Source organism: Streptomyces sp. NPDC051018, assembly GCF_044456085.1.
Classification (GTDB): Bacteria; Actinomycetota; Actinomycetes; order Streptomycetales; family Streptomycetaceae; genus Streptomyces.
On record NZ_JBITFN010000012.1, the window covers coordinates 167361 to 193141 of the forward strand.

18 protein-coding genes and 1 pseudogene are annotated in these 25781 nt (G+C 70.2%); 9 read left to right on the top strand and 10 right to left on the bottom strand.

Features of this window, described 5'->3' with window-relative positions; translation table 11 throughout:
• Positions 1-205: 205 nt before the first annotated feature.
• Positions 206-2503 (bottom strand): transglycosylase domain-containing protein, encoded by a 2298-nt coding sequence (locus ACIBCM_RS21855; protein WP_399245598.1) that lies wholly within the window; start codon positions 2501-2503, stop codon positions 206-208.
• Between the two features lie 450 nt (positions 2504-2953).
• Here ACIBCM_RS21855 and ACIBCM_RS21860 point away from each other — a divergent pair, with 450 nt between their 5' ends.
• Entirely contained in the window at positions 2954-3298 is a 345-nt protein-coding gene (locus ACIBCM_RS21860) for a WhiB family transcriptional regulator (RefSeq protein WP_389265486.1), read from the top strand.
• A 591-nt stretch (positions 3299-3889) separates the two neighbouring features.
• Here ACIBCM_RS21860 and ACIBCM_RS21865 read toward each other — a convergent pair.
• Positions 3890-5347 (bottom strand): ArsA family ATPase, encoded by a 1458-nt coding sequence (locus tag ACIBCM_RS21865; RefSeq protein WP_399245600.1) that lies wholly within the window; start codon positions 5345-5347, stop codon positions 3890-3892.
• The gene (locus tag ACIBCM_RS21870) at positions 5344-6462 is read right to left on the bottom strand and encodes an ArsA family ATPase (protein ID WP_399245601.1); all 1119 of its coding nucleotides are present in this window, start codon (positions 6460-6462) and stop codon (positions 5344-5346) included. Before ACIBCM_RS21870 ends, ACIBCM_RS21865 begins: the two co-directional genes overlap by 4 nt.
• A gap of 209 nt (positions 6463-6671) precedes the next feature.
• On the opposite strand from ACIBCM_RS21870, the gene ACIBCM_RS21875 reads away from it, so the two are divergent.
• From ACIBCM_RS21875 to ACIBCM_RS21890, 4 genes and pseudogenes are all read left to right on the top strand, one after another.
• Positions 6672-6830 carry a DUF4177 domain-containing protein gene (locus ACIBCM_RS21875; protein WP_003967454.1) on the top strand — a complete coding sequence of 53 codons (159 nt, stop codon included), beginning with the start codon at positions 6672-6674 and terminating at the stop codon, positions 6828-6830.
• On the top strand, positions 6827-7297 hold the full coding sequence (locus ACIBCM_RS21880; RefSeq protein ID WP_399245602.1) for a RidA family protein: 471 nt from the start codon (positions 6827-6829) through the stop codon (positions 7295-7297). The genes ACIBCM_RS21875 and ACIBCM_RS21880 overlap by 4 nt, the downstream gene beginning before the upstream one ends.
• Before the next feature lie 421 nt (positions 7298-7718).
• Positions 7719-8570: pseudogene (locus ACIBCM_RS21885) on the top strand (NUDIX hydrolase); the annotation flags it as partial.
• 362 nt (positions 8571-8932) lie between these two features.
• On the top strand, positions 8933-9763 hold the full coding sequence (locus ACIBCM_RS21890; RefSeq protein ID WP_399245604.1) for an MBL fold metallo-hydrolase: 831 nt from the start codon (positions 8933-8935) through the stop codon (positions 9761-9763).
• A 211-nt stretch (positions 9764-9974) separates the two neighbouring features.
• Here ACIBCM_RS21890 and ACIBCM_RS21895 read toward each other — a convergent pair whose 3' ends face one another.
• A complete protein-coding gene (locus ACIBCM_RS21895) occupies positions 9975-10649 on the bottom strand; it encodes a Crp/Fnr family transcriptional regulator (RefSeq protein ID WP_003956804.1) in 675 nt (224 codons plus the stop codon).
• Positions 10650-10960: 311 nt separating this feature from the next.
• Between ACIBCM_RS21895 and nth the strand changes: the two genes are divergently transcribed.
• From nth to ACIBCM_RS21910, 3 genes are all read left to right on the top strand, one after another.
• Positions 10961-11947, top strand: coding sequence for an endonuclease III (gene nth, locus ACIBCM_RS21900; RefSeq protein ID WP_399245606.1), 987 nt, complete (start codon positions 10961-10963; stop codon positions 11945-11947).
• Between the two features lie 388 nt (positions 11948-12335).
• On the top strand, positions 12336-13115 hold the full coding sequence (locus ACIBCM_RS21905; protein ID WP_399245608.1) for an NUDIX domain-containing protein: 780 nt from the start codon (positions 12336-12338) through the stop codon (positions 13113-13115).
• A gap of 91 nt (positions 13116-13206) precedes the next feature.
• Positions 13207-14406, top strand: a complete 1200-nt coding sequence (locus ACIBCM_RS21910) for a MarP family serine protease (protein ID WP_399245758.1) — start codon at positions 13207-13209, stop codon at positions 14404-14406.
• Between the two features lie 404 nt (positions 14407-14810).
• On the opposite strand, the gene ACIBCM_RS21915 is transcribed toward ACIBCM_RS21910, so the two are convergent.
• The 6 genes from ACIBCM_RS21915 to ACIBCM_RS21940 form a co-directional block, all read right to left on the bottom strand.
• Positions 14811-14999 carry a hypothetical protein gene (locus ACIBCM_RS21915; RefSeq protein WP_399245609.1) on the bottom strand — a complete coding sequence of 63 codons (189 nt, stop codon included), beginning with the start codon at positions 14997-14999 and terminating at the stop codon, positions 14811-14813.
• A 132-nt stretch (positions 15000-15131) separates the two neighbouring features.
• Positions 15132-16061 (bottom strand): alpha/beta fold hydrolase, encoded by a 930-nt coding sequence (locus tag ACIBCM_RS21920; protein WP_399245611.1) that lies wholly within the window; start codon positions 16059-16061, stop codon positions 15132-15134.
• A 355-nt stretch (positions 16062-16416) separates the two neighbouring features.
• Positions 16417-16872, bottom strand: a complete 456-nt coding sequence (locus ACIBCM_RS21925) for a phage holin family protein (RefSeq protein ID WP_399245612.1) — start codon at positions 16870-16872, stop codon at positions 16417-16419.
• Between the two features lie 98 nt (positions 16873-16970).
• A complete protein-coding gene (gene nhaA / locus ACIBCM_RS21930; protein WP_399245614.1) occupies positions 16971-18362 on the bottom strand; it encodes a Na+/H+ antiporter NhaA in 1392 nt (463 codons plus the stop codon).
• 497 nt (positions 18363-18859) lie between these two features.
• A complete protein-coding gene (gene acs, locus ACIBCM_RS21935) occupies positions 18860-20824 on the bottom strand; it encodes an acetate--CoA ligase (RefSeq protein WP_399245616.1) in 1965 nt (654 codons plus the stop codon).
• Between the two features lie 864 nt (positions 20825-21688).
• A complete protein-coding gene (locus ACIBCM_RS21940; RefSeq protein WP_399245618.1) occupies positions 21689-24058 on the bottom strand; it encodes a bifunctional SulP family inorganic anion transporter/carbonic anhydrase in 2370 nt (789 codons plus the stop codon).
• Positions 24059-24345: 287 nt separating this feature from the next.
• Here ACIBCM_RS21940 and ACIBCM_RS21945 point away from each other — a divergent pair, with 287 nt between their 5' ends.
• A complete protein-coding gene (locus ACIBCM_RS21945) occupies positions 24346-25776 on the top strand; it encodes a hypothetical protein (RefSeq protein ID WP_399245620.1) in 1431 nt (476 codons plus the stop codon).
• The last annotated feature ends 5 nt before the right edge of the window (positions 25777-25781 follow it).

The following is a 25781-nucleotide window of genomic DNA, read 5'->3' on the forward strand; positions in this document are numbered from 1 at the left end:
AGGTAAGTGAGTGCGCTCAACGAATCGAGTGGGCCGAGTGCGCTCGACGAACCGAGGAGTGAGCACCCCGCCGCGCAAGCCCGAGGGGCCCGGGTCGTCGTGACCCGGGCCCCTCGGTGCGTATTCAGGAAGGCGGTAGCCGGCAGGCGGGTCGGCGGCGGCTCACCCCGTCGCGCGCTCGGCGATCCCACCCTCCGCGCTCACCTTACGGTTCGAAGCCGTCCTGGCCGCCTCCGTTGCCCTCGCCGCCACCGCCGGTGCCTCCGTTACCCCCGCCTCCATTACCTCCGCCTCCGTTGCCCTGGCCGCGGTTGTCGGCGCCGCCGATCAGGTTCGGGGGGAGGGAGATGCCGGGAATCGGGCCCTCGCCGTCACCGTCGCCCCCGTCGCCGGGCTTGCCGTCGTCCGGGCGCTCGGGGCGCTCCGGGGGCTTGGGGGCGTCCGGGATCGGGACCTTGTTGAAGGTCGGTGCGGCCTCGCCCTGGAGGGCGCCGCTCATCATCTCGCGCCAGATGGATCCGGGGACCTCACCACCGAAGACCTTCGGCTTGTAACGGCCGCCGATCGTGATGTTCTCCATCTTCACCTGCTGGCTGGCGCTGCCCACCCAGACCGATCCGGCGAGGTTCGGGGTGTAGCCGACGAACCAGGCGTTCTTCCGCTCGTCCGTCGTACCGGTCTTGCCCGCGTTGTCACGGCCCGTCAGGCCGGCCCGCTGACCCGTACCGGAGTCGATCACACCGCTCAGCAGCGAGTTGATGGTGTCGGCGGTCCGCTCGCTCATCGCCCGGGAGCAGTTGCTCTTGGGCAGTTCGAGGTTCTTGCCGTCGGCGGTGCGGATCGACTCGAAGACGACCGGTGTGCAGTACGTGCCCCGGTTGGCGAAGGTCGCGTACGCGTTGGCCATGGTCAGCGGGGAGATTCCGCGCGCACCCAGCGACATCGCCGCGGGGGAGACGGGCAGCTTCTCGTCGTCGCCCTGGATCACCCCGAGCTTGTCGGTCATCTCCACGACCGGGCAGAGGCCGATGTCCGCGATCATCTGGACGAAGTAGGTGTTGACCGACTTCGCCATCGCGTCCTTGAGGACGTAGGGACCGACCTCCTCCTCCAGCTCGTTCTCCACCTTGCTTCCCTCGGTGTTCACCCAGGGCTTGCCGCCGTCACACGTCTGGATCGGGCTCGGATACGGCATGGAGTACGGCGCCGGATACGACTGCCCCGGCGATTTGCCCTGCTCAAGTGCCGCGGCCGCCACAAAGGGCTTGAAGGTCGAGCCGACCGGGAAGCCGAAGTAGGACCCCTTCATCTTCTTGTCGACGGAGTAGTTCATCGTGGTCTCGTTGTTGTCGAAGCCGTACGGCTTCGACTGGGCCATCGCCAGAACCTTGCCGGTTCCCGGCTGGACCAGGGTCACCGCGCTGGCGACCTTGTCCGACTTGTAGACGTACTCCTTGATGGCGTCCTGGGCGGAATTCTGCGCCTTCGGGTCCAGCGTCGTCCTGATCGTCAGACCGCCGCGGTTCCAGAGTTTGGCCCGGTCCTCAAGGGTCTTGCCGAAGACCGGGCTGGACTTGAACACCGCTTCGATGTAGTCGCAGAAGAAGCCTGCGCCCATTTCCGCCGTGATACAGCCGTTCTTGGGCTTGCTGACGTTGAGCTTGATCGGGGTCGCCTTGGCCTTGTCCGCCTGGTCCTGGGTGATGTCCCGGATGTCGGCCATGCGCTGGAGCACGATGTTCCGGCGCTTGGTCGCCTCCTCCGTGTCATTGACCGGGTCATAACGGCTGGGGGACTGCACGATGCCCGCGAGCAGCGCCGACTCCTCCAGCGTCAGATCCTTGGCCGGCTTGGAGAAGTACCGCTTGGCCGCCGCCTCGACGCCGTACGCCTGCTGGCCGAAGAAGGTGATGTTGAGATAGTTCTCCAGGATCTTCTTCTTGCCCAGCTCCTCCTCGACCTGGATCGCGTACTTCAGCTCCTGGATCTTGCGGCCGAGCGTCTGCTGGGTGGCCTCGGCGACCTTGTCGGGGTTGTCGCCGGCCTCCTCCACGAAGACGTTCTTCACATACTGCTGGGTCAGCGTCGAAGCGCCCTGGGCGACACCGCCCGACTGGGCGTTGCGGTTGAGCGCGCGCAGCACGCCCTTGAGGTCGATCGCGCCGTGCTGGTAGAAGCGCGAGTCCTCGATGGCGACGATGGCCTTCTGCATATACGGCGAGATCTTGGCGAGCGGTACCACCGTGCGGTCGCGGCTGTAGACGGTGGCGATCGTGCTTCCGCCGGCGTCCTGGATGGTGGTGCGCTGGCTGAGCGGGGGCTGCTTGAGGTTGGCGGGAATCTCGTCGAATCCCTGGACCGTCCCCTTGGCCGCCAGTCCCAGCGCCCCGGCGGCCGGCAGGGCGATGCCGGCCAGTACTGCTCCGGAGAGCACACTGACACCGAGGAACTTGGCGGCTTGCTGGGTCCCGGTCAGACCACCGCCCGAGCGCTTCTTCGACATGTAGGCAGCCTACGTTCTCATTCGCCGGACATAGGTATAGGCCATGGCCTAAGCTGCTCTCAACTGTCACAGCCGTGCGGTTTTGTATCAAGGCATTCCAGGAATCCACAGCAACTTCGTGGCGTGTCCTCTAGTCATCGGACGCCTCTGACGGCGAAAGTGGAACCTGAGACTCCGCGCCCGAATTCCACCGGAATCTTCCTTGTGCGTCATCAGATGCCCGCTGTGACTCAGCCGATCTGCCCCGCTTTGTCGGGTTGTTCCACTATGCCTTTACCTCACTCCCCTGGGTGATCTGCCACGGACCCATAGTCCGTTCGGGCCATTCGAGATTGGGCCCGCAGGGGGTGTTGCGCCGCGCCCGCCTTCCGTAACGTCCTCAACTGGCAGCGGTGAATATGCCGCTGCCGCCGTGGGGGAGCCTCGATTCGGGAGAGGACGGCAGCCGGAATGGGCTGGGTAACCGACTGGAGTGCGCAGGCAGCCTGTCGCACTACCGATCCGGATGAACTGTTCGTACAAGGGGCAGCGCAGAACAGGGCCAAGGCGGTGTGCACCGGATGCCCGGTGCGGACCGAGTGCCTGGCCGATGCCCTCGACAATCGCGTGGAGTTCGGCGTGTGGGGGGGAATGACCGAGCGGGAACGGCGCGCGCTGCTGCGCAGGCGTCCCACGGTCACCTCCTGGCGCAGACTCCTTGAGACGGCGCGCACGGAGTACGAGCGCAGCGCGGGCATCCTGCCCGTGGGCCTCGACGACGACGAGACATACGCGGCGTACGCGGCTGTGGGATAACTCACAGCAGCGGGATGTGGTTCAGGGGTCCGTCCGGAGACGGTTCGGAGCCTCGCCCCCCGGGGTGTCGCCATGTCCCGTGTGCGCCGGGCCCTTCGTCCGGTGGATGCGCGCGACCTGCGCATCCGGGGCAGGGCGCGTGGTGTGGCGCGGTGAGCACGGCGGACAGGCCGTTGCGACTCCGCGCCTCACACTCGCCTGCCCCTATGCCCTCGATTGCTCGTTCTTGCTCACGTTCCCCACGCACGTCTTCCCGCTCAGGGCTCCACGGACGGGCGTCCCTCGGCAATCGGGTCGGCAAACGGGTCCCATGGCGTGATCTGACCGGGGGGTCGTACCCCGCTGAACCCGTCACCTGCCGAGCCGCCCGGGCCCGGTGTCACCGAGTCGGCTGAGGTCCACCGAGTCGGCCGGGCGGATCTTCACCGCAGGTCCATCGGCCTGGGGTTTCGTACCCGTTCGTACCACCCGTTCGTACGTCGTACGGGCCGCCGTTCCCACGGTGCCTGCCGTCGTGGTCGGCCCCTCCGGGCGGGGGTGCCGCCGGGCCGTAAGGTCGTCTCTACGGAACCGGCCGCGGGCCGGCCCCGGTCACCTGGACGCCCGGCCGGTACCGCGGGTGCCGTCGGTCGTGCCGGCCGCGAGCTGATCACCGATGGCCCTCAGGCCCGCCAGATCGTGTACGTCGCCAGGCAGGGCCGCCACATGGGCCACCGCCACCTCGGGGTGGAGCGCGGTGAAGCGGTCGCGCGTGCGCTGCTCACGCGCGAGCACCTGCATCCGTTCGGCATGCAGGCGCAGCAGACCGGCCGTCAGTTGTTCCGTGGTGTGTTCGGTCGGATCCTCGCGATGCTCGGTGGGCTCGGGACGGTCGCGATGCTCGGGGGTGTGGTCCGGGGAAGGGTCCACGGGCGGGGGTTCGGGAGAGGCGCCCGTGGCCTCACGAACACCAGTCTTCCCTGTCCCCTGATCGACAATGCCGCCCGCCCCAAGATTTTCTGCTCCGGTTTCCGAAGCGTCCGTTCCGTCCGCCGCGGATCCCTCCGCCGGATCCACGGCCGCGTCGACGGCGGCACCCGGTTCCCACGCGTCCTCGGCGGCGGCCAGGGTCTCCGCGGCGGACAAGGCCCGTTCGGCGGAGAGCCGGGCTGCGCCGCTGCCGTGCACCCGGTTGAGGACCAGCCCGGCCAGCGGCATCTCCTCCTCCGCCAGCCGCTCCACGAAGTACGCCGCCTCCCGCAACGCGTCCCGCTCCGGCGCCGCCACCACGAGAAAAGCGGTGCCGGGGGCCTGGAGCAGCCGGTAGGTGGCATCGGCACGCGTACGGAAACCCCCGAACATCGTGTCCATCGCGGTCACGAAGGTCTGTACATCACGCAGCAGTTGGCCGCCGAGCAGCTTGCCCAGGGTCCCGGTCATCATCGACATACCGACATTCAGGAACTTCATCCCCGCCCGGCCGCCCATCTTCGCCGGGGTCATCAGCAGCTTGATGAACTTCCCGTCCAGGAACGAGCCCAGCCGCTTGGGCGCGTCCAGGAAGTCCAGGGCGCTGCGCGACGGGGGAGTGTCGACGATGATCAGGTCCCACTCGTCGCGGGCGCGGAGCTGGCCGAGCTTCTCCATCGCCATGTACTCCTGCGTACCGGCGAAACCGGCCGACAGGGACTGGTAGAAGGGGTTCTCCAGAATCGCGCGGGCTCGTTCGGCGTCCGCGTGGGCCTCGACGATCTCGTCGAAGGTCCGTTTCATGTCGAGCATCATGGCGTGCAGTTCACCGGCGGGACCGTCGCCGTCCGCCTCTATGCCCTTGACGCGGCGGGGCGTGTTGTCGAGGGAGTCGATGCCCAGGGACTGGGCCAGCCTGCGGGCGGGATCGATCGTCAGCACGACGACATGGCGGCCGCGCTCGGCTGCGCGTACGCCGAGAGCCGCGGCGGTCGTGGTCTTGCCGACTCCTCCCGCGCCGCAGCACACGATGATGCGGGTGGCCGGGTCGTCGATGAGCGGGTCGACTTCGAGGGGCGTGGCCGACGCGTCCAGGGTCATGAACCGGTCCCTTGCTTCGTTTGCTTCCCGTGCTCTTGCTTCCCGTGCTCTTGCTTCCCGGTCCCTTGTTTCCCGTGCTCTTGTTTCCCGTGCGCCTGCTTCTCGGAATCGCGCTTTCCGGACTCCCGCCTCCCGGACTCGCGCTTTCCGGAATCCTGCTCGCCGGTCTGCTCCCGGAGCAGCCTCGCCAGCCGGTAGAGCCCGGCGAGGTCGACCCCCTCGCTCAGCAGCGGGAGTTCGTACGACGGGAGGGCCAGACGGCTCAGCGCGGACCGTTGCTCGCGCTCCAGCTCGACCCGCCGGGCGTGGTCGGCTGCCTGGTCGAGCAGCGGGGTGACCAGACCGGCCGCGCGGCTCACGCCGGCCGCCGTCAGCGCCTCGGCGATGTCCCGGCGTCGGCCGTCCGCGGCGTGGCGCACCGCCTCCTCGTCGAGGATGTGCGGGCGGACCATGTTCACGATCACCCGGCCGACGGGGAGATCGGCCGCGCGCAGTTCGGCGACGCCGTCCGCCGTCTCCTGGACCGGCATCTCCTCCAGCAGCGTCACCAGATGGACGGCGGTCCCGGGCGACTTGAGCACCCGCATCACGGCCTGGGCCTGATTGTGTATCGGGCCGAACTTCGCGAGTCCCGCCACCTCGTCGTTCACATTCAGGAACCGGGTGATGCGGCCGGTGGGCGGTGCGTCCATGACCACGTAGTCGTACGCGTACGAGCCCTGCTTGGTCCGGCGGCGTACGGCTTCGCAGGCCTTGCCGGTCAGCAGGACATCGCGCACTCCGGGCGCGATGGTCGTGGCGAAGTCGATCGCGCCGAGCTTCTTGAGGGCACGGCCCGCGCTGCCGAGCTTGTAGAACATCTGGAGGTAGTCGAGAAGCGCCCGTTCGGCGTCGATGGCCAGCGCGAAGACCTCGCCGCCCCCGGAGGAGACGGCGATCTTCCGCTCCTCGTACGGGAGCGCTTCCGTCTCGAAGAGCTGTGCGATGCCTTGCCTCCCCTCGACCTCGACGAGAAGAGTCCGCTTTCCCTCGGTCGCGAGGGCGAGCGCGAGGGCGGCGGCCACCGTGGTCTTACCGGTGCCGCCCTTGCCGCTGACGACCTGGAGCCTGCTCACGCTTTCGAGCCTAACCAGTCGGACCGTGCGCTACGCACGAGGCTGCGTGCGGGCTGCGTCACTCGTGTAACCGGTACGTCCCGGAGCCCCGTGGCCGGAACCGGGTCCGGTGTGCCACCGAGGGTGCGGGGCGCGGTCCGGGCGCGGGGTCCGGGTCCGGACCGGGCTGCGTCACGGGCGGGTCCGGCCGGGCGGCTACAGTCGGGCCCATGACCAAGTGGGAATACGCGACCGTGCCCCTTCTCGTGCACGCGACCAAGCAGATTCTGGACACCTGGGGCGAGGACGGGTGGGAGCTCGTCCAGGTCGTTCCCGGGCCGAACAACCCCGAGCAGCTCGTGGCGTATCTGAAGCGGGAGAAAGCGTGAGCGGGGTCATTGACGCGAAGCTCGCCGAACTGGGGCTGACACTGCCCGAGGTGGTGCCTCCGCTGGCCGCCTATCAGCCCGCCGTGATCTCGGGACGGTATGTCTACACCTCGGGGCAGCTCCCGATGGTCGAGGGCAAGCTTCCGGTCACCGGCAAGGTCGGTGCCGAGGTCACGGCGGAGGAGGCCAAGGAATTCGCCCGTATCTGCGCGCTCAACGGTCTGGCCGCCGTGAAGTCGGTCATCGGCGACCTGGACCGGATCGCCGCTGTGGTGAAGGTCGTCGGCTTTGTCGCCTCCGCGAGCGACTTCACCGGTCAGCCCGGGGTCATCAACGGCGCGAGCGAGCTGCTGGGTGAGGTACTCGGCGACAAGGGCGTGCACGCGCGCAGCGCTGTGGGCGTCGCCGTCCTTCCGCTGGACGCGCCCGTCGAGGTCGAGTTCCAGATCGAGCTCGTCCAGGAGTGAGCCCGCGCGACCGGGACTGAAGGGTCCGTCCGTACATCCATGGCCCCGCGCCTCCCGATGAGGGGAGGGCGCGGGGCCTTGTTCATCCCCGGAGGGCTCCACCGGTCCTGTCCACCCGCCGGCTGACGACGCTGTGGGCGGTGGCGGTGGCGGTGGCGGTGGCGGTGAAGGGGTACGGGCGGTGCGCGTCGAGGCTCGTCGACGGCGTAGGGGATCGTCGGGCGGGCTCGGCTCTCCGGGTGGGACCGCCGGGTGGGACCGCCAGGTGGGCTGGGTCCTCCGGGCGGGCTCCCCGGGCCCTTGTCAGCGGCGGTGTCTATCGGCAGTCGTGGTGACCTTGAAGGCAGCCGGTGGGGTGCGCTGTTCCACGTGAAACCAAGCGCCTCTCGAACATCCCGACGGATGCACATAGCATCCGGTCATGTCCAATGGTCAGTGGTACCCACCGGAGTGGCCGGACCGGATTCGCGCGCTCGCGACCGGTGAACTCGCGCCAGCGACGCCGAAGCAGGCCGCGACCGTGATGCTGCTGCGCGATACGCCGGACGGCCCCGCCGTGCATATGCTGCGCCGCCGGGCCTCCATGGCCTTTGCCGGAGGTGCATACGCCTATCCGGGTGGCGGGGTGGACGCCCGGGACTCCCGACCGGTCGGCTGGGCGGGTCCTTCGGTCGCCGACTGGGCCACTCGGCTCGGCACGAGCGAGGCGACCGCCCAGGCCGTTGTCTGTGCGGCGGTGCGGGAGACATATGAGGAGGCGGGCGTACTGCTCGCGGGCCTGACCCCCGATACGGTCGTCGGTGACACGACGGGCGACGACTGGGAGGCCGACCGGCAGGCGCTGGTCGACCGCGAGCTGTCGTTCGCCGACTTTCTGGACCGGCGGGGGCTGGTTCTGCGCTCTGATCTGCTGGGCGCGTGGGCCCGCTGGATTACCCCGGAGTTCGAGCCCCGCCGCTATGACACCTGGTTCTTCGTGGCCGCACTCCCGGAGGGCCAGCGCACCCGGAACGCCTCCACCGAGGCCGACCGGACGGTGTGGATCCGGCCGTCCGACGCGACCGCCGGATACGACAAGGGCGAACTGCTGATGATGCCGCCGACGGTCTCGACGCTGCGGACCCTCACTCCGTACGCCACGGCGGCCGATGTGGTGGCGGTGGCGGGGGAGCAGGATCTGGCCCCCGTACTGGCGAGGGCCCGGATGGACGGTGGCACGCTGGTTCTGAGCTGGCCGGGCCATGAGGAGTTCACCAAGCGCATCCCGACGGGAGCGGTGCCACCGGGGACAGCGGGACCGGGGACAGCGGACGCGCCGGAGACACCAGCGGGGACGGGCACACCTGGTCCGTCCGACACACCAGGGCCGTCCGGAGTGAGCGGGGCGGCGGAGACCACGGGACCGTCCGGCGGCGGCGGACCCGCAGGCCACGGTGAGGGGACGGGGTCCACCGGCGGGACGCCGGGGACACATGGCACGGGCGCGACGGGCGCACTCGACGGGACAGACGCGCCGCGCTCCACCGCAACGCCAGGACCAACAGGAACGTCAGGACCATCAGCCGGAGCCGGAGCCGGAGCCGGAGCCGGAGCCGGGGCCGCGGAGGCCGTCGGTCCGGTGGCGGGAGGGCCTCGATGACGGACGCCGCCGCGCTGCCCGGACAGCCGCGCGGCGGTGTGGTCACCGGGCCCGCAACCGCCCGCGCGATCAATGTCCTCGCGCCCAATCCGTCCGCGATGACGCTTGACGGCACCAACACCTGGATCGTCTCCGAGCCGGACTCCGAACTGGCCGTCGTCATCGACCCCGGACCGCTCGACGACGCGCATCTGCGCGAGGTCATCGGCACCGCCGAGCGCGCGGGCAAGCGGATCGCGCTGACCCTGCTGACCCACGGCCACCCCGACCACGCCGAGGGCGCGGGCCGCTTCGCCGAGCTGACCCGTACGAACGTCCGCGCCCTCGACCCCGCCCTGCGGCTGGGCGACGAGGGCCTCCGTGCGGGCCAGACGATCCGCGTCGGCGGCCTGGAGCTGAGGGTCGTCCCCACCCCCGGCCACACCGCCGACTCGCTCTGCTTCCATCTGCCCGCCGACCGGGCCGTACTGACCGGTGACACCATCCTCGGCCGCGGTACGACGGTGGTCGCGCACCCGGACGGACGGCTGGGCGACTACCTCGACTCCCTGCGCAGGCTCCGCTCCCTGACCGTCGACGACGGTGTCCATACGGTGCTGCCGGGCCACGGCCCCGTCCTGGACGATGCCCAGGGCGCCGTCGAGTTCTACCTCGCCCACCGGGCCCATCGTCTCGCCCAGGTCGAGACCGCCGTCGAGAACGGCCACCGTGAACCGGCCGAGGTGGTGTCGTACGTCTACGCGGACGTCGACCGCTCCCTGTGGCCCGCGGCAGAGCTCTCGGTCCGCGCCCAGCTGGAGTATCTGCGTGAGCACGGTCTGATCTGAACCACCCACGACCCGGTGTGCGGTACCGGTGTACGCGGGTGCGGGCGGCCCCGGCAGCCGCAACCGGCTGATCACCGACGGCACGGACAGCGCCCACCTGGGCCCCGGGCGGCGGAACGAACCCGTCCGCCCGGACCGGCGGGCGCCCGGGCGGGGAGAGGGCGCCCCGGAAGCGACCGGGGCGCCCTCTCGGACGTACGAGGCGGTGGTGTCAGCGCGAGCGCTTCGCGAGGCGCTCCACGTCCAGCAGGATGACCGCGCGGGCCTCCAGCCGCAGCCAGCCGCGCTGGGCGAAGTCGGCGAGCGCCTTGTTCACGGTCTCGCGGGAGGCGCCGACCAGCTGGGCCAGCTCCTCCTGGGTCAGGTCGTGGACGACGTGGATGCCCTCCTCCGACTGCACACCGAAGCGGCGCGACAGATCGAGGAGCGCGCGGGCGACCCGGCCCGGCACATCGGAGAAGACCAGGTCGGACATCTGGTCATTGGTCTTCCGCAGCCGGCGTGCGACAGCGCGCAGCAGCGCGGTGGCCACCTCCGGCCGGGCGTTCAGCCAGGGCTGGAGATCGCCGTGGCCGAGGCCGAGCAGCTTCACCTCGGTCAGCGCGGTGGCGGTCGCCGTGCGGGGGCCGGGGTCGAAGAGGGACAGCTCACCGATCAGCTCACCCGGGCCGAGGACGGCGAGCATGTTCTCGCGTCCGTCCGGGGAAGTGCGGTGCAGCTTGACCTTGCCCTCGGTGACCACATAAAGGCGGTCACCGGGGTCGCCCTCGTGGAAGAGCGCGTCACCTCGGGCGAGTGTCACCTCGCTCATCGAGCCGCGCAGCTCCGCGGCCTGCTCGTCATCGAGCGCCGCGAAGAGCGGGGCGCGCCGCAGAACGTCGTCCACGAGTTCTCTCCTTGTCGACCTGCTCAGGGACCGTGGCCCCCATGATGCCGGACCGCAGTGTGCCCGTCCGGGGGACACCGCGTACGAAGCTTCGCCGCGGCGGACCAGGCAAGTACATATTCGTGCGATCAATCACAACAAGTTTGACGCACCGGTGCGCCTGTTCGTGCGGCAGGGGCCCGATTGGGTCCGGAATGCTCGGGGCCGGGGCGGATGTCAGTCACGGCCCGTAGGCTGGCCGGGTGTCCAATTCGCCGGTGAGAGCGCAGGCCAAGGGGGCCGTACGAGTGTCCGGAAAGCAGAATTCCGCTGTGGGCGAACAGGAGTCCAACGCTGCTCGAAATGCCTCACAGCGGGGCAAATCGGGCAAGAGGGCGGCTCGGGCGGGTAAGGCGGCCGAGGGGGCGGCGCCCGCTCAGGCGGCCGTGCCGACGAGCGGGGCCAAGGGAGCCTCCGGCGGCTCCGGCAAGGGGGCCGGGGCGGGCAAGCCGAGGCAGTCGGGGAAGCCGGGGAAGCCGGAAACGCGTCTGGCGATGGTCCGCCGTGCCCGCCGGATCAATCGCGAGCTGGCCGAGGTCTATCCGTACGCCCATCCGGAGCTGGACTTCCGCAACCCCTTCGAGCTGCTGGTCGCCACGGTCCTCTCGGCCCAGACGACCGACCTGAGGGTCAACCAGACGACGCCCGCGCTCTTCGCGAAGTACCCCACGCCCGAGGACATGGCCGCGGCCCCGCCCGAGGAACTGGAGGCGCTCATCCGCCCCACGGGCTTCTTCCGTGCCAAGGCGAAGTCCCTCATCGGGCTCTCGACCGCGCTCCGGGACGACTTCGGGGGCGAGGTCCCCGGCCGGCTGAAGGACCTGGTCTCCCTGCCCGGCGTGGGCCGCAAGACGGCGTTCGTCGTCCTCGGCAATGCCTTCGGAGTGCCCGGCCTCACCGTCGACACCCACTTCGGCCGCCTGGTGCGGCGCTGGAAGTGGACCGAGCAGGAGGATCCGGAGAAGGTCGAGGCGGAGATCGCCGCGATCTTCCCGAAATCCGAGTGGACGATGCTCTCGCACCGGGTGATCTTCCACGGCCGCCGTATCTGCCACTCCCGCAGGCCCGCGTGCGGCGCCTGTCCGATCGCCCCCCTCTGCCCGTCGTACGGGGAGGGCGAGACCGACCCGGAGAAGGCGGAGAAGCTCCTGAAGTACGAGAAGGGCGGCTACCCCGGCCAGCGGCTGAATCCGCCTCCGGACTATCCGGGCAAACCCGCCCCCGCGCTCGGGGAGCCGACCGCCCCGGAGACCGGGTGACGGAACGATCCGTGTGCCTCGGGGCGTTGTGAACGAGGGGGTGCCCATGCACACAGGGGAAGACACGTACAGCGGGGTCTGTGAGGCCGGAGTGCACAACAGTCAGGCGTACGGCGAGCCGTCGCCCGACGGCGGCGGCCGACGGGACCACGAGCCGCCCGTGAGCGGAGGTGCGCCGGGGCGCCAGGGGGACGAGCCCGGGCCCCGGGACGGTGTCGCCACGGCCCGGGACGACGTCCGGGCAGCTCAGGAGCGCGTCCGCGGAGTTCGGGACGGCGGGCCCGGCAGCGGGGTGTACGGAAGTCGTGAGGGCTCCCCGGGGCCCTCCGGCGGGAGAGGCGGCACCGGGGGAGCCGGACCCGGCCGGCCCGGCGGGGCCCCAGCCCCCGTGTCCGCCCGTGGTGCCTCCACCGTCGGCGCACCCACCTCCTCCACCCCGGCTGCCTCCGCTCCCGGGCGCCTCTCCGTTGCCGCTCCTGGTTCCGTTCCCGCCCCTGGTTCCGTTCCCGTTCCCGTCTCCGTCGACGGACTGCCCGAGTGGCTCGATCCCGTCGTACGCGTCAAGGACACCATCAGACCCGCGCAGCTCAGCCGGTTTCTGCCGCCCGTGACCGGAGGCCGCCAGTCCGCCGTCCTGGTCCTCTTCGGCGAGGGCCCGACCGGCCCCGAGCTGCTGCTGATGGAGCGTGCGGGCAGCCTGCGCTCGCACGCCGGACAGCCCGCGTTCCCCGGCGGCGCACTCGACCCCGAGGACGGCGACCCGGCCACCACCGGACCGCTCCGGGCAGCTCTGCGGGAGGCGGAGGAGGAGACCGGACTCGATCCTTCCGGGGTCCAGGTTTTCGGGGCGCTGCCGAAGCTCTACATTCCGGTGAGCGGTTTCGTCGTCACGCCCGTATTGGGTTGGTGGCGTGTCCCGAGTTCCGTCGGTGCGGTCGATCCCGCCGAGACGGCTCGTGTGTTCACCGTGTCCGTGGCAGATCTCACGGATCCGGTCAACCGGGCCGTGGCCGTGCACCCGCGCGGTCATCTCGGTCCGGCGTTCACTGTCGGAGGTGCTCTGGTCTGGGGTTTCACGGCCGGTGTGATCGACCGGATCCTGCACTACGCCGGCTGGGAGCGGCCATGGGACCAGGACAAGCGGGTCCCACTGGACTGGCGCGCATGACAGGCTGACTCCCCGGACCGACCTGGCCGGAGCGACCCGGCGACACCATCCGGACCGCACATCCGGAGATGGAACTGCGAGGCTAATGACGGTGAACGTGCTGGACATCCTGTTGCTGGTCGCCGCCGTATGGTTCGCGATCGTCGGCTATCGCCAGGGCTTCGTCGTCGGCATCCTGTCGGTGATCGGCTTCCTCGGTGGCGGACTGGTGGCGGTCTATCTGCTGCCCGTGATCTGGGCCGAGTTGTCGAACGACTCGGAGGTCTCCACCGCGGCCGCGGTCGTCGCCGTCGTGATCGTGATCGTCTGCGCCTCCGTCGGCCAGGCGTTCACCACCCATCTGGGCAACAAGCTGCGCCGGAACATCACCTGGTCGCCCGCCCGCGCGCTCGACGCCACCGGGGGCGCGCTGGTCAATGTGGTTGCGATGCTGCTGGTGGCCTGGCTGATCGGCTCCGCCCTCGCCGGGACCGCCCTGCCCACGCTCGGCAAGGAGGTCCGTAATTCCAAGGTGTTGCTCGGTGTCTCCCGGGTGATGCCGGGTCAGGCGTCGACCTGGTTCACGGACTTCTCCTCCGTCCTGGCGCAGAACGGATTCCCGCAGGTTTTCAGCCCGTTCTCCAACGAGCCCATCACCAAGGTCAAGGCCCCCGACCCCGCGCTCGTCGGCAGCCCGGTTGCCGCCCGCGCCAAGCAGTCCATCGTCAAGGTCGTCGGCACGGCGAACAGTTGCGGCAAGGTCCTCGAAGGCACCGGCTTCGTCTTCGGCCAGCGCCGGGTCATGACCAACGCCCATGTCGTCGGCGGTGTCGACGAGCCGACCGTGCAGATAGGCGGTGAAGGGCGGCTGTACGACGCGAAGGTCGTCCTCTACGACTGGCAGCGCGACATCGCCGTACTGGACGTCCCCGACCTCCGGGCCGAGCCTCTGCGCTTCGCCGACTCCGACGCCCGTACGGGCGACAGCGCGATCGTCGCCGGCTTCCCCGAGAACGGCTCCTACGATGTGCGCTCGGCGCGCGTCCGCGGCCGGATCAACGCGACCGGCCCCGACATCTACCGCCGTGGCACCGTCGGCCGCGATGTCTACTCGCTCTTCACCACGGTCCGCCAGGGCAACTCCGGCGGCCCCCTGCTCACCCCCGACGGCCGGGTGTACGGAGTCATCTTCGCCAGGTCGCTGGACGACGCGGACACGGGATACGCCCTGACGGTGGACGAGATCGCCGGAGACATCTCGGCGGGCCTGGAGGCCAACCAGGCGGTCGACACGGAGGGATGCGCGCTGTAGAGCCGGGCGGACGGGTGCCCGGCTCTGCCCGGTGGGGCCCGGCCGGCCGCGGCGGCGCGGTTCCGCCCGGCGGGGCTCGCCGCGGGGGTGCGCGGCTCGCAGCCGGGCCGACGCAGCGGATTCTCCCAGCTCAGCGCGTGTTCGGCGCGGGACCGGCCCTGACGTACGGGCGCGGCCCGACGCAGGGCAACGGCTCCCTGTGAGGCCCGGCCCGGCACGGGCGTACGGCTCGACCCCGGCGTACGACTCGACCCACACGTACGACTCGACCCCGGCGTACGGCTCGGTGCGGCGCGGGTTTCCGGTGCGTGGCCGCCCCGCGCTCGTCCCGACTCCGAATGGCCTCGCGGTCCCGGTGGTGTCAGGAACCCGTAGAAGTCATCACCCCGGCGGGTGACGGCGGCTCAGCCGCGGGTATGCCGCAGACGGGCGGAAACCCAGCGGGCGCGACGCCTCAGGATCCTGGGAATGCCGATCCCTTGCGGGGAATGATCATGACCCTGGCCCTGAGGGCCATCGCTGTCATGGGTGCTCGGCCCAGTGGCCGAGCGACGGTTGCGTGCCGCGTCACCATAGTCGTACGTCCAACCCATACCGGGACGTCTGCCCGTGCCCCAAGGTCGGTAACCGTGTCAGGGGCGGCCAATTGGCCTATGCGCCGGGCACTTGGCTGTTCGCAGGACATGCGTTCCCCGGGGTGCCGCCCGGGGCCCGGGCCCCGGGCCTCACCGGTCGGGTTCGGGGTCCTTCAGCCAGTTGATGAGTTCCGAGGTGAACGCCACCGGATCCTCCTCGTGCGGGAAGTGCCCGAGGCCGTCGAAGAGGCGCCAGCGGTAGGGGGCCTCCACATACTCACCCGAGCCCGCGGCGCTCCGGGTGCGCATCGCCGGGTCCAGGGAGCCGTGCAGATGCAGAGTCGGCACCCGTACCGGGCGCTTCATCCGGCGGTTGAACTGGATGCCGTCGGGCCGCGCCATCGAACGGACCATCCAGCGGTACGGCTCGATCGAGCAGTGCGCCGTCGACGGGATGGACATCGCCCGCCGGTACGCGTCGAGCGCGAACTCGTCCGGCGGCTTCGGCCCCGACCACTCCTCGATCAGCTCGCCCACCAGCGCGGCGTCGTCCGCGACCAGCCGGCGCTCCGGCAGCCACGGCCGCTGGAAGCCCCAGACGTAGGACCCGGCCCGCGTCTGCGCGAAGTCGGAGAGCATCGCCGAACGCCAGCGCCGGGGGTGCGGCATCGAGGAGACCGCGAGCCGGCGCACCAGCTTCGGCCGCATGACCGCAGCGGTCCACGCCAGATAACCGCCCAGGTCATGCCCGACGAGCGCCGCGTCCGGCTCGCCGAGCGAGCGCACCACGCCGGTGATGTCGAGCGCGAGGTTGGCGGGGTCGTAGCCCCTGGGCGTACGGTCGCTGCCGCCCACGCCCCGCAGATCCATGGCCACCGCCCGGAAGCCCGCGTTTGCGAGCGCGGGCAGCTGATGCCGCCAGGTCCACCAGAACTGGGGGAAGCCGTGCAGCAGCAGCACCAGCGGACCGTCGCCCATCTCGGCGGTATGGAAGCGCGCGCCGTTGGCCGCCACATCGCGATGGGTCCAGGGACCTTCGATGCGTACGGGGTCTCCGGTGCCGGTATCAGGGGCCGTCATGCTGACGAGCGTGCCACACGGACGGGGTCCGTGTTGGCCACGTACCGTCCGGCCGGGGCGGCGGGACCGGCCCGGAGCGCGTCTTTGCCACGGGGAGCCGTGCCGGGCTCACCGTCCGCGAGCCGCCCCGGCCCACCCCGGCCCGCTTCTGTCCGCCTCGATTCCGCCTCGATCCGCCTGTGAATCCTCCCCCGGACTTCTCCTCCGCCCCGTCCGCCCGCTCCCTCCCCGAGTCGCTCGGGATCCCTGATGAACCGGTTGAAGCCCCTCCCGGCGCGGTACGGCGGCTCCTCGGCGTCCGGGCCGGGCGGAAGGCCCGCCCACCGCCGTGTGAACGTGCTTCGGGAGTGCCGGATCAGCGCTTCGTGAGGGCGGGTACGGAATCCCCGGGCAGCTCCTGGGGCGCCCGCGGATGCGGCTTGACGTTCTGGAGTACGGCGGCCGTCTGCTTGGCCGAGGCGATCGTCTTCTCCGGGGGCTTGACCTTCTTGAACTTCGACACGGCCAGCAGCGCCAGCACGGCCGCGAGCAGGACGAACGCCCCGCCCACGATCAGAAAGGACCAGGCGAGTCCCAGACCCAGATTGTGGATCCCGTACGCCGCCGCGAAGCTGAACACCGGCAGGGAGAACAGCAGGAAGACACCCGCGACGCTGATGGAGATCCCGCCGGTCGCCCCCCGCTTGACGTCCTGCCGCAGTTCCGCCTTGGCCAGGGCGATTTCATCGTGCACCAGCGCGGACATCTCGGCGGTCGCCGAGGCGACCAGCTGGCCGAGACTGCGCTCGGCGCTGCTGCCGGGGTCGCTCATCGCTGCTCCCTCTCCTCTGAGGTCTCTCCTGAGGTCCGACACTTCATCTGAACGCGTCTTTCCCGAATCTGCTGAATCATCCAGGGTCCGACATCAGATCATGCCGGACCGTCGCCGTCGGCGCGCGTCGCCCCCGCGACTTCCGCGAGGCGGCGGTGCTCGGCCGCCTTCTTCTCGTAGATCTCGGCCATGCGCAAGTGATAGGCGGGGTTGTCCTGCTCGTAGATGTCGGGGATGCCGTCCTGGTCCTCGTCGCGCTCCTCCTCGTCGTACAGCGCCTGGTAGGTCCGTACGCGCAGCTTGAGCAGTACCCCGGCCAGTACCGCCGCGATCAGCGAGCCCATCAGGACCGCGGCCTTGACTTCTTCCATGAGCACGGGGTCGTCGGCGAAGGCGAGTTCGCCGATGAGGAGCGAGACGGTGAAGCCGATACCGGCGAGCGTGGCCACGGCGAAGACGTCCGGCCAGGTGAGTTCCTCGTTCAGCTCCGCCCGGGTGAAGCGGGCCGCGAGCCAGGTGCCGCCGAAGACGCCGAGAGCCTTGCCGAGGACCAGCCCGAGCACGACACCGAGGGTCTCCGGCCGGGTGAAGACCTGGCCGAGCGCGCTGCCGGAGACGGCGACACCCGCGGAGAACAGGGCGAACAGCGGTACGGCGAGACCTGCCGAGACGGGCCGCACGAGGTGCTCGATGTGCTCGCCGGGGGAGTGCTCCTCGCCTTCCCGCCGGGTGCAGCGCAGCATCAGGCCCATGGCGACACCGGCGATGGTGGCGTGGACCCCGCTGTTGTACATCAGACCCCAGATGGCGAGGGCCAGGGGAACGTACACGTACCAGCCCCGTACGTCCTTCCTCAGCAGGAACCAGAAGACCGCCAGGCCGATCACGGCGCCGCCGAGCGCGGCGAAGTTCAGATCGCTGGTGAAGAAGACCGCGATGATCAGGATCGCGAAGAGGTCGTCGACGACGGCCAGCGTGAGCAGGAACGCGCGCAGCGCGGACGGCAGGGAGGTGCCGATGACCGCGAGTACGGCGAGCGCGAACGCGATGTCGGTGGCCGTGGGGACGGCCCAGCCGCCCGTGTCGCCGCCGCCGACTGTGGTGACCACGAGATAGACCAGCGCGGGCGCGGCCATTCCGCAGATCGCGGCGACGACGGGGAGCGCCGCCGCCCGGGGGTCGCGCAGCTCACCGGCGACCAGTTCGCGCTTGAGCTCGATCCCGGCGACGAAGAAGAAGATCGCGAGGAGTCCGTCGGCAGCCCAGTGCTGGAGGGACAGGTTCAGGCCGAGGGACGCGGGGCCTATGTGGAAGTCGCGGACGGTGTCGTAGGTGTTGCCCAGCGGGGCGTTCGCCCAGATCAGCGCGGCGATGGCGGCGGTGAGGAGCAGTACGCCGCCGACGGTTTCGGCGCGCAGGGCGTTCGCCACGAACGTTCGCTCGGGCAGGGAGAGGCGGCCGAGGAACTTACGGGGGCTGGGCGCGGGCATGTCGGGAAACCTCCGGTCGGTCGGGCAGGGCGGAGCACATGCCGACCAGACTTCCCGGCGCACCTAGGTTTTCTTGTCGTGTCGTCCTTGTCGTGACGTTGACGCGTTCCTTACTTTACCTAAGAGGTGCACATGGGTATCCGGCTGTTCTCGCTGAGGACCGTGCGCCGTTCTTCCACGGCGGTCACCGGGCCTCAGCCGCGGGAATGTCGCTGACAAGAGGGACCTTACGACCTTACGCAGCAGAACGGGCACCCGCGCGTCGGGGGACGCGCGAATGCCCGTTCGGGGCGTTGCGGGGATCGGCTGCCCGGGCTGTCGACTCGGGGACCACCGGCCGCCGAGGAGCCGGGGCCGGTGTCCGACATCGGGAGGCGGACCCGGCGCGAAAACGCGTGCCGGGCCGGGCAGGTCATCGCACGCAGGGCCGGGCACGTCATCTCGTGCAGAGCCCGGCCCCGCGGCAGCCCGGGGACTCGACCTCGGGCGGAGCCGGATCAGTCCTCGGAGGGGGCGCTCGGCAGACGCGTCTGGATCAGGTCCATGACCGAGGAGTCGGTGAGGGTGGTGACGTCGCCCAGCTGGCGGTTCTCGGCGACATCGCGCAGCAGCCTGCGCATGATCTTGCCCGAGCGGGTCTTCGGCAGCTCCGCCACCGGCAGGACCCGCTTCGGCTTGGCGATCGGTCCGAGGGTGGCGCCGACGTGGTTGCGCAGCTCGGTGACCAGTTCCGCGTCATCGGCGGACCCCGAGGCCGTACCGCGCAGGATGACGAAGGCGACGATCGCCTGACCGGTCGTCTCGTCCGCCGCGCCCACGACGGCCGCCTCGGCGACCTTGGGGTGCGAGACGAGTGCGGACTCGACCTCGGTGGTGGAGATGTTGTGGCCGGAGACGAGCATGACGTCGTCGACCCGGCCGAGCAGCCAGATGTCGCCGTCGTCGTCCTTCTTGGCGCCGTCGCCCGCGAAGTAGCGGCCCTCGAAGCGCGACCAGTAGGTGTCGATGAACCGCTGGTCGTCGCCCCAGATCGTCCGCAGCATCGACGGCCACGGCTCGGTCAGTACGAGATAGCCGCCTCCGCCGTTCGGCACCTCATTGGCCTCGTCGTCGACGACGGTCGCGGAGATACCGGGCAGCGCGCGCTGCGCGGAGCCGGGCTTGGTCTCGGTGACGCCCGGCAGCGGCGCGATCATCATGGCGCCGGTCTCGGTCTGCCACCAGGTGTCCACGATGGGCGCCCTGCCGGCGCCGATGTGCTCCCGGTACCACATCCACGCCTCCGGGTTGATCGGCTCACCGACCGAGCCGAGGACGCGCAGACTGGAGAGGTCGAACTTGGCGGGGATGTCGTCGCCCCACTTCATGAACGTACGGATCGCGGTCGGCGCGGTGTAGAGGAGCGTCACACCGTACTTCTGCACGATCTCCCAGAACCGGCCCTGGTGCGGGGTGTCGGGGGTGCCCTCGTAGATGACCTGGGTCGCGCCGTTGGCCAGCGGCCCGTACACGATGTACGAGTGGCCGGTCACCCAGCCGATGTCGGCGGTGCACCAGTAGACGTCCGACTCCGGCTTGAGGTCGAAGACAGCGTGGTGGGTGTACGAGGTCTGGGTGAGATAGCCGCCGGAGGTGTGGAGGATGCCCTTGGGCTTTCCGGTGGTGCCGGAGGTGTAGAGGATGAACAGGGGGTGCTCGGCCTCGAACGCCTCGGGGGTGTGCTCGCTGGACTGACGGCCGACGAGGTCGTGCCACCAGACGTCACGGCCCTCGGTGATCGCGGTGTCCTCACCCGTGCGCCGGACCACGAGCACATGCTCGACCTGCGGACACTTGGTGACGGCCTCGTCGATGGCGGGCTTGAGCGCGCTCGGCTTGCCCCGGCGGTAGCCGCCGTCGGCGGTGATGACCAGCTTGGCGTCGGCGTCCTGGATACGGGAGGCCACGGCGTCCGCGGAGAAGCCGCCGAAGACCACCGAGTGCGCGGCACCGATACGGGCGCAGGCCAGCATCGCCACGACGGCCTCGGGGATCATCGGAAGGTAGACGGCGACCCGGTCGCCCTTGGTGACACCCAGCTCGGTCAGGGCGTTCGCGGCGCGCGAGACCTCGTCCTTGAGCTCGGCGTAGGTGATGGCCCGGCTGTCGCCCGGCTCCCCCTCGAAGTGGATCGCGACACGGTCGCCGTCGCCCGCCTCCACATGGCGGTCCACGCAGTTGTACGCGACATTGAGCTTCCCGTCCGCGAACCACTTGGCGAAGGGCGGGTTGCTCCAGTCGAGGGTCTCGGTCGGTTCGGCGGCCCACGTGAGCCGCCGCGCCTGCTCGGCCCAGAAGCCAAGCCTGTCCGCCTTGGCCTGCTCATACGCCTCCGCCGTGACATTGGCGTTCGCGGCCAGCTCGGCCGGCGGCGCGAACCGCCGCTCCTCACGAAGCAGGTTGGCCAGGCTTTCGTTGCTCACGACATCTCCCTTTCCCAGGGCGTCCTATGTGCCTATGTGTCCCAGGCCATAGCTCACCAGCCGCAGGGCCGGGTGACAAGTGCCTTCCGAAAATTGGTTTAGACCTATCAAGCCGTTCTTCCGGGCCGTACGGGGAGCCATGGGCGGCCCCTCCCTCCCGGGCGGTGGAAAGAAGGGGCCATACCCTCCCACGGATGCCATCGTGGATCGGTTCGGCGCCCGGCGGCTGTAGCGATGGTGACTCAATTCATAGCCGGGCGGGGGCCGCCTCGACCTGGTGTCACGCGGGCCCGGCCCCGTGTGACGAGGGGGCGGGCCCTGGTAGCGGGGCCGGGGCGGGCCCCTTTGCCCCAGGGGCTTGCGCCGGGTTCGGCCACCGGAAGCGGGGGACGGGGGTGCGCCCGGTTTCGCGCGTTCGTGCCGGGGGCAGGAGTGCGCCTGGTCGGTGCACCCGTGCTGGGGGGCCGGGGTCGCGCCCGGGGTCGAGATGGTGCCCGGGTCCTGCCTCTGTGGCCGGGCCGGAGTGGCGCTCGGTGGGCGGGCCGGGGTTGAGCCCCCGTTCGGCGTTCGTGCCGGAGGCCGAGGCTGTGCCGGGGGTCGAGGTGAGACGGGGTCCTGCCTCCGTGGCCGGGCCGGGAATGCCCGGCTTTTCGTCCGGTCCCGTGCCCGGGGCCGCGCTGTCGCCCTCCGTCCGCGCCCAGAGGTTACGCCCGGATCCTCCTGCCTCCTGACCGGGTGCGGGCTGCGCCGGGGTCGTGCCCCCACCTCCGTGCCCCGGCCCGGGCCGCCCGCTTGCACGCGGCCCGCCTTCCGCACTGGGGGCCGCCCGCTCAGATCCTGGCGGCCCCGCCTCTTACCGGCCGCTCACACCCGGGCCCGTACCAGCGCCGACGACGCGGGTGCGACCCGGTCGAAGACCGCGTCGAAGGCGTGCTCATCGCTGCTCGCGAGCAGATACGCCTGCGCCTCGCCGACATGGAAGTACATCCCGTGCAGCTCCAGCGTGCCCTCGGCGAGCCGCCGGGCCACCGATTCATGGGCGCGCAAGTGCTCCAGCTGCTGTACCACATTCGTCAGGCACAGCTGCTCGATCACATCGGCGGGCAGCCTTCCCGAGATCCTGGCCCAGGAGCGGTCGCGGCTCCTCATCCGCTCCAGGCTCGGCAGGCCGTGGCGCAGCCAGCGCCGCAACGGGGTCCCCCCGCCTCCGGGCGGGATGTTCAGCAGGGCCTGCATTGCGGCGCAGTCCGAGTGGCCGCAGACGGTGATCGAGTCGACCTCCAGCACATCCACGGCGTACTCGATCGCCGCGGCGACGGATTCATCACTGTGCTCGGCTCCCGGCATCGGTACCAGATTGCCCATATTGCGCACGGTGAACAGATCGCCCGGTCCGCTGGCCGTGATCATGCTGGTGACCAGCCGGGAGTCCGTACAGGTGAGAAAGAGCTGCGAGGGCCGCTGCCCCTCCCGCGCCAGCCGTGCCAGCTCGTCGCGGACGAGCGGAGCCGTATCGCGCTGGAACGAGCTGAGGCCGTCCGCCAGCCGGTGCGCGGTGGCCCCCTCGGGGTGCTCGGGCCGGTCGTCGCAGTGGTGGTTGCGCCATGGTGTCCAGGGCCGGCAGCAGCCGTGGGTCTCCGAGGCGGGCTCGCTGATCCGGCCCCCCGCCCGGCCGGTGAACTCCACCGTCCCGCCCCGTGCCACATGCGACGCCTGCCAGTCGTGCAGCGCCTCGTACGCGGCGTGGTCCATGAAGGAGCCGTCCAGCTCGACCACACAGTCGGTTCCCTGGGGCACCTGGCTCAGCGCCCGGCTCAGCCGGGGCACGGCGAGGAACGTCAACTGGCCGCGCACCCGCACCCGGTGGACGCCTTCCTGTTCCTCCTCGGTGATCCGGGTCCGGGTCAGCCGGTGCAGTGCCACCGCGACCGCCACCGCGATCCCGATGACCACCCCCTCCAGCACTCCGGTGACGACGACCGAGACCAGGGTCACCGCATACACCAGCATCTCGCGGTTCCGCTTCACGGTCCGCATATGCGTGATGCTGACCATCTGGATACCCACGACCATCACCAGCGCGGCGAGTGCCGCCAGTGGGATGAGATCGAGGACGGGCACCAGGAGCACCGCCGCGAGCACGATCCACAGGCCGTGGAGCATGGTCGAGTGGCGGCTCACGGCTCCCGCGGAGACATTCGCCGAACTGCGTACGGCCACCCCGGTGATGGGCAGCCCGCCGAGAGCTCCGGAGAGCATATTGGCCGCTCCCTGTCCGGCCAGCTCCCGGTCGAGGTCGGCGCGCGGAATGCGTACGTCCGGCTTCTTGCGGGCGGCGACCAGCTTGTCGACGGCGACCGCCGACAGCAGCGACTCGACACTGCCGACGAGGGTGATGGTCAGGACGGCGGCGATCAGGCCGAGCACCGGGCCGTCGGGCATCGCCGGCAGGGCGTGGCTGCTCCACGAGGGCAGATCGACGCGCGGCAGCTGTAGTCCGGCCACCACGGCGAGCGCGGTCGCGCCCGTGACCGCGGCGAGGGCGGCCGGCACCGTCCGTACGATCCGGCCCGCGCGGCCGGGGATCCGGGGCCAGGCGAGCAGCACGGCGATGGTCAGAACGCTGGCCGAGAGCGCGTCCGGGTGCAGTGTGGCCAGCTGGGCGGGCAGCGTGAGGATGTTGTCGGTCGCGGAGCTCTGAGGGGTGCCGCCGAGCACGATATGGAGCTGTGCCAGGGCGATCGTCACGCCGATGCCCGCCAGCATGCCGTGCACGATCGCCGGGCTGACGGCGAGCGCCGATCGGGCCACCCGGATGGCGGCCAGGGCGAGTTGGGAGAGTCCGGCGAGCACGGTGATGGCGCAGGTCACGCGCCAGCCGTACTGCTGGATCAGATCGGCGGTGACGACGGTCAGTCCCGCCGCGGGGCCGCTGACCTGGAGCGGTGCCCCGCCGAAGCGGCCGACGACGATGCCGCCGACGGCGGCCGCCACGAGCCCGGCCTGGAGGGGGGCGCCGGTGGCGAGGGCGATGCCGAGGGAGAGCGGCAGCGCGATCAGGAATACGGAGATCGATGCGGACAGATCGGCGCCCGCCGGACGGAAGCGGCGGCGGTCGCCCCCCGTGGGTGGGGGTGGGCTGTGTGGTCGGCCCTGGCGGGTCTTGCGGGGCCGGCGGGGCATTCGGGACTTACGAGGGGGTGTGTCGGTGCGGGTGGGGACGCAGGCGGACATGGTTCCCGTCTCCTCCGGGGCAGCGCGGTCGCGGAATGTGGGGGACGCGGCCGTGGGTCACGGCGTGCAGCGGCGGGATAACTCAACTCTCAGTAAATGAATCGTAATGGAGAGTAAAGAGCTCGGCGGGATGGGCCGGGCAAATAGGGCAATCTTTCACCCATTCCAGTGATTAGTAAGTTAATGCGGCCCGTCATGAGCCCCCTGATGTCACCGGGGTGCGACTTTGTCGATTCGGTTCAAAACCGGTCCTAAGAAAACAAAGTCGGACGAAAGTGGGTGGGCGGATGAAGGCCGTCACACAACGGGTCGCCGTCGGCGCGGTGGCCACGGTGCTGGTCGCGGGACTGGCGGGCTGCACCGGGCTCTCGGACCAGGAAACGAAGGAAGGCGCGCCCGGAGCCAAGAAGGCACCCGCCCCCAAGGCCGCCGCTCCGCGGCTGATCGGTGACGGCTCCACCGCCTTCACCGGAGTCCAGCCGCGTCAACTCAAGCCACAGCGGCTGAAACCCGGCCAGAAGCCGCCGCAGTTCGTGGTGTTCTCCTGGGACGGCGCCGGTGAGGACAGCCAGAAGCTGTTCTCCCACTTCCGCAAGGTCGGCAGGAAGTACGACATGACGATGACGTACTTCCTCAGCGGTGTGTATGTGCTGCCCGAGGACAAGGCGTCCCTGTACCTCCCGCCGAAGCACTCCGCCGGGCGCTCCGACATCGGTTTCAATGACACCCAGGGCATCAAGGACACCGTGCGTGAGCTGCGCGGCGCCTGGCTGGAGGGCAATGAGGTGGGCACCCACCTCAACGGGCACTTCTGCGGCAAGGACGGCGGCGGGGACTGGTCCGTCGAGGAGTGGAAGAGCGAGATCGGCCAGGCCAAGTCCTTCGTGAAGAACTGGAAGACCAATTCCGGTCTGGTGGGCGAGCAGCCGCTGCCCTTCGACTACGACAAGGAACTCGTCGGCGCCCGCACTCCCTGCCTGGAGGGCCGGAAGAACTTTGTGAAGGCCGCGAGCCAGCTGGGCTTCCGCTATGACACCAGCGGCGTCAACGACCAGATCTGGCCCGAGAAGGACACCGGGATCTGGGACCTCTCGCTCCAGATGGTCCCGTTCCCGGGCCGCGCTTTCGAAACCCTCTCCATGGACTACAACTTCATGGTCAACCAGTCCGGAACGGTCAAGGGCGACCCCTCGCAGCACGAGTTCTGGGGCGACCAGATGCGTGACGGCCTGCTCCAGGCCTTCGACCGCGCGTACGAGGGGAACCGGGCCCCGCTGATCATCGGCAACCACTTCGAGTCCTGGAACGGTGGCACGTATATGCGCGCCATCGAGGAGACGATCGCCACGGTGTGTGTGAAGAAGGACGTGAAGTGCGTGTCCTTCAAGCAGCTCGTCGACTGGCTCGACGCCCAGGACCCGGAGGTCGTCGCCAAACTGGGCACGCTCAAGGTCGGTGAGGCGCCGAAGCAGGGCTGGCAGGCATTCCTCGGCACTCAGCCGGCGGGACCGGCGGGCAAGCCCGCCAAGCCCGCCGAGCCCGAGGCGAAGCCCGTGGAGCAGTCAGGGGCGAAGCCGGAGGCCGGGTCCGGGGACGCGCCGGAGGACGTGTCCGATGCCGATGCCGGAGTCGATGCCGGTGCCGATGCGGAGGCAGGCCGGACCTCGGATCAGACGGAACACGGTGAGCCCCCGGCCGTGGCGGCGCCCCCGTTGTAGGCCGG

What these genes read in the sequence shown, in the direction of transcription:
- ACIBCM_RS21855 (WP_399245598.1), bottom strand. Translation starts at nt 2,503, where the DNA reads ATGTCGAAGAAGCGCTCGGGCGGTGGTCTGACCGGGACCCAGCAAGCC.
- ACIBCM_RS21860 (WP_389265486.1), top strand. Translation starts at nt 2,954, where the DNA reads ATGGGCTGGGTAACCGACTGGAGTGCGCAGGCAGCCTGTCGCACTACC.
- ACIBCM_RS21865 (WP_399245600.1), bottom strand. Translation starts at nt 5,347, where the DNA reads ATGACCCTGGACGCGTCGGCCACGCCCCTCGAAGTCGACCCGCTCATC.
- ACIBCM_RS21875 (WP_003967454.1), top strand. Translation starts at nt 6,672, where the DNA reads ATGACCAAGTGGGAATACGCGACCGTGCCCCTTCTCGTGCACGCGACC.
- ACIBCM_RS21890 (WP_399245604.1), top strand. Translation starts at nt 8,933, where the DNA reads ATGACGGACGCCGCCGCGCTGCCCGGACAGCCGCGCGGCGGTGTGGTC.
- ACIBCM_RS21915 (WP_399245609.1), bottom strand. Translation starts at nt 14,999, where the DNA reads ATGGGTTGGACGTACGACTATGGTGACGCGGCACGCAACCGTCGCTCG.
- ACIBCM_RS21920 (WP_399245611.1), bottom strand. Translation starts at nt 16,061, where the DNA reads ATGACGGCCCCTGATACCGGCACCGGAGACCCCGTACGCATCGAAGGT.
- ACIBCM_RS21925 (WP_399245612.1), bottom strand. Translation starts at nt 16,872, where the DNA reads ATGAGCGACCCCGGCAGCAGCGCCGAGCGCAGTCTCGGCCAGCTGGTC.
- nhaA (WP_399245614.1), bottom strand. Translation starts at nt 18,362, where the DNA reads ATGCCCGCGCCCAGCCCCCGTAAGTTCCTCGGCCGCCTCTCCCTGCCC.
- ACIBCM_RS21940 (WP_399245618.1), bottom strand. Translation starts at nt 24,058, where the DNA reads ATGTCCGCCTGCGTCCCCACCCGCACCGACACACCCCCTCGTAAGTCC.
- ACIBCM_RS21945 (WP_399245620.1), top strand. Translation starts at nt 24,346, where the DNA reads ATGAAGGCCGTCACACAACGGGTCGCCGTCGGCGCGGTGGCCACGGTG.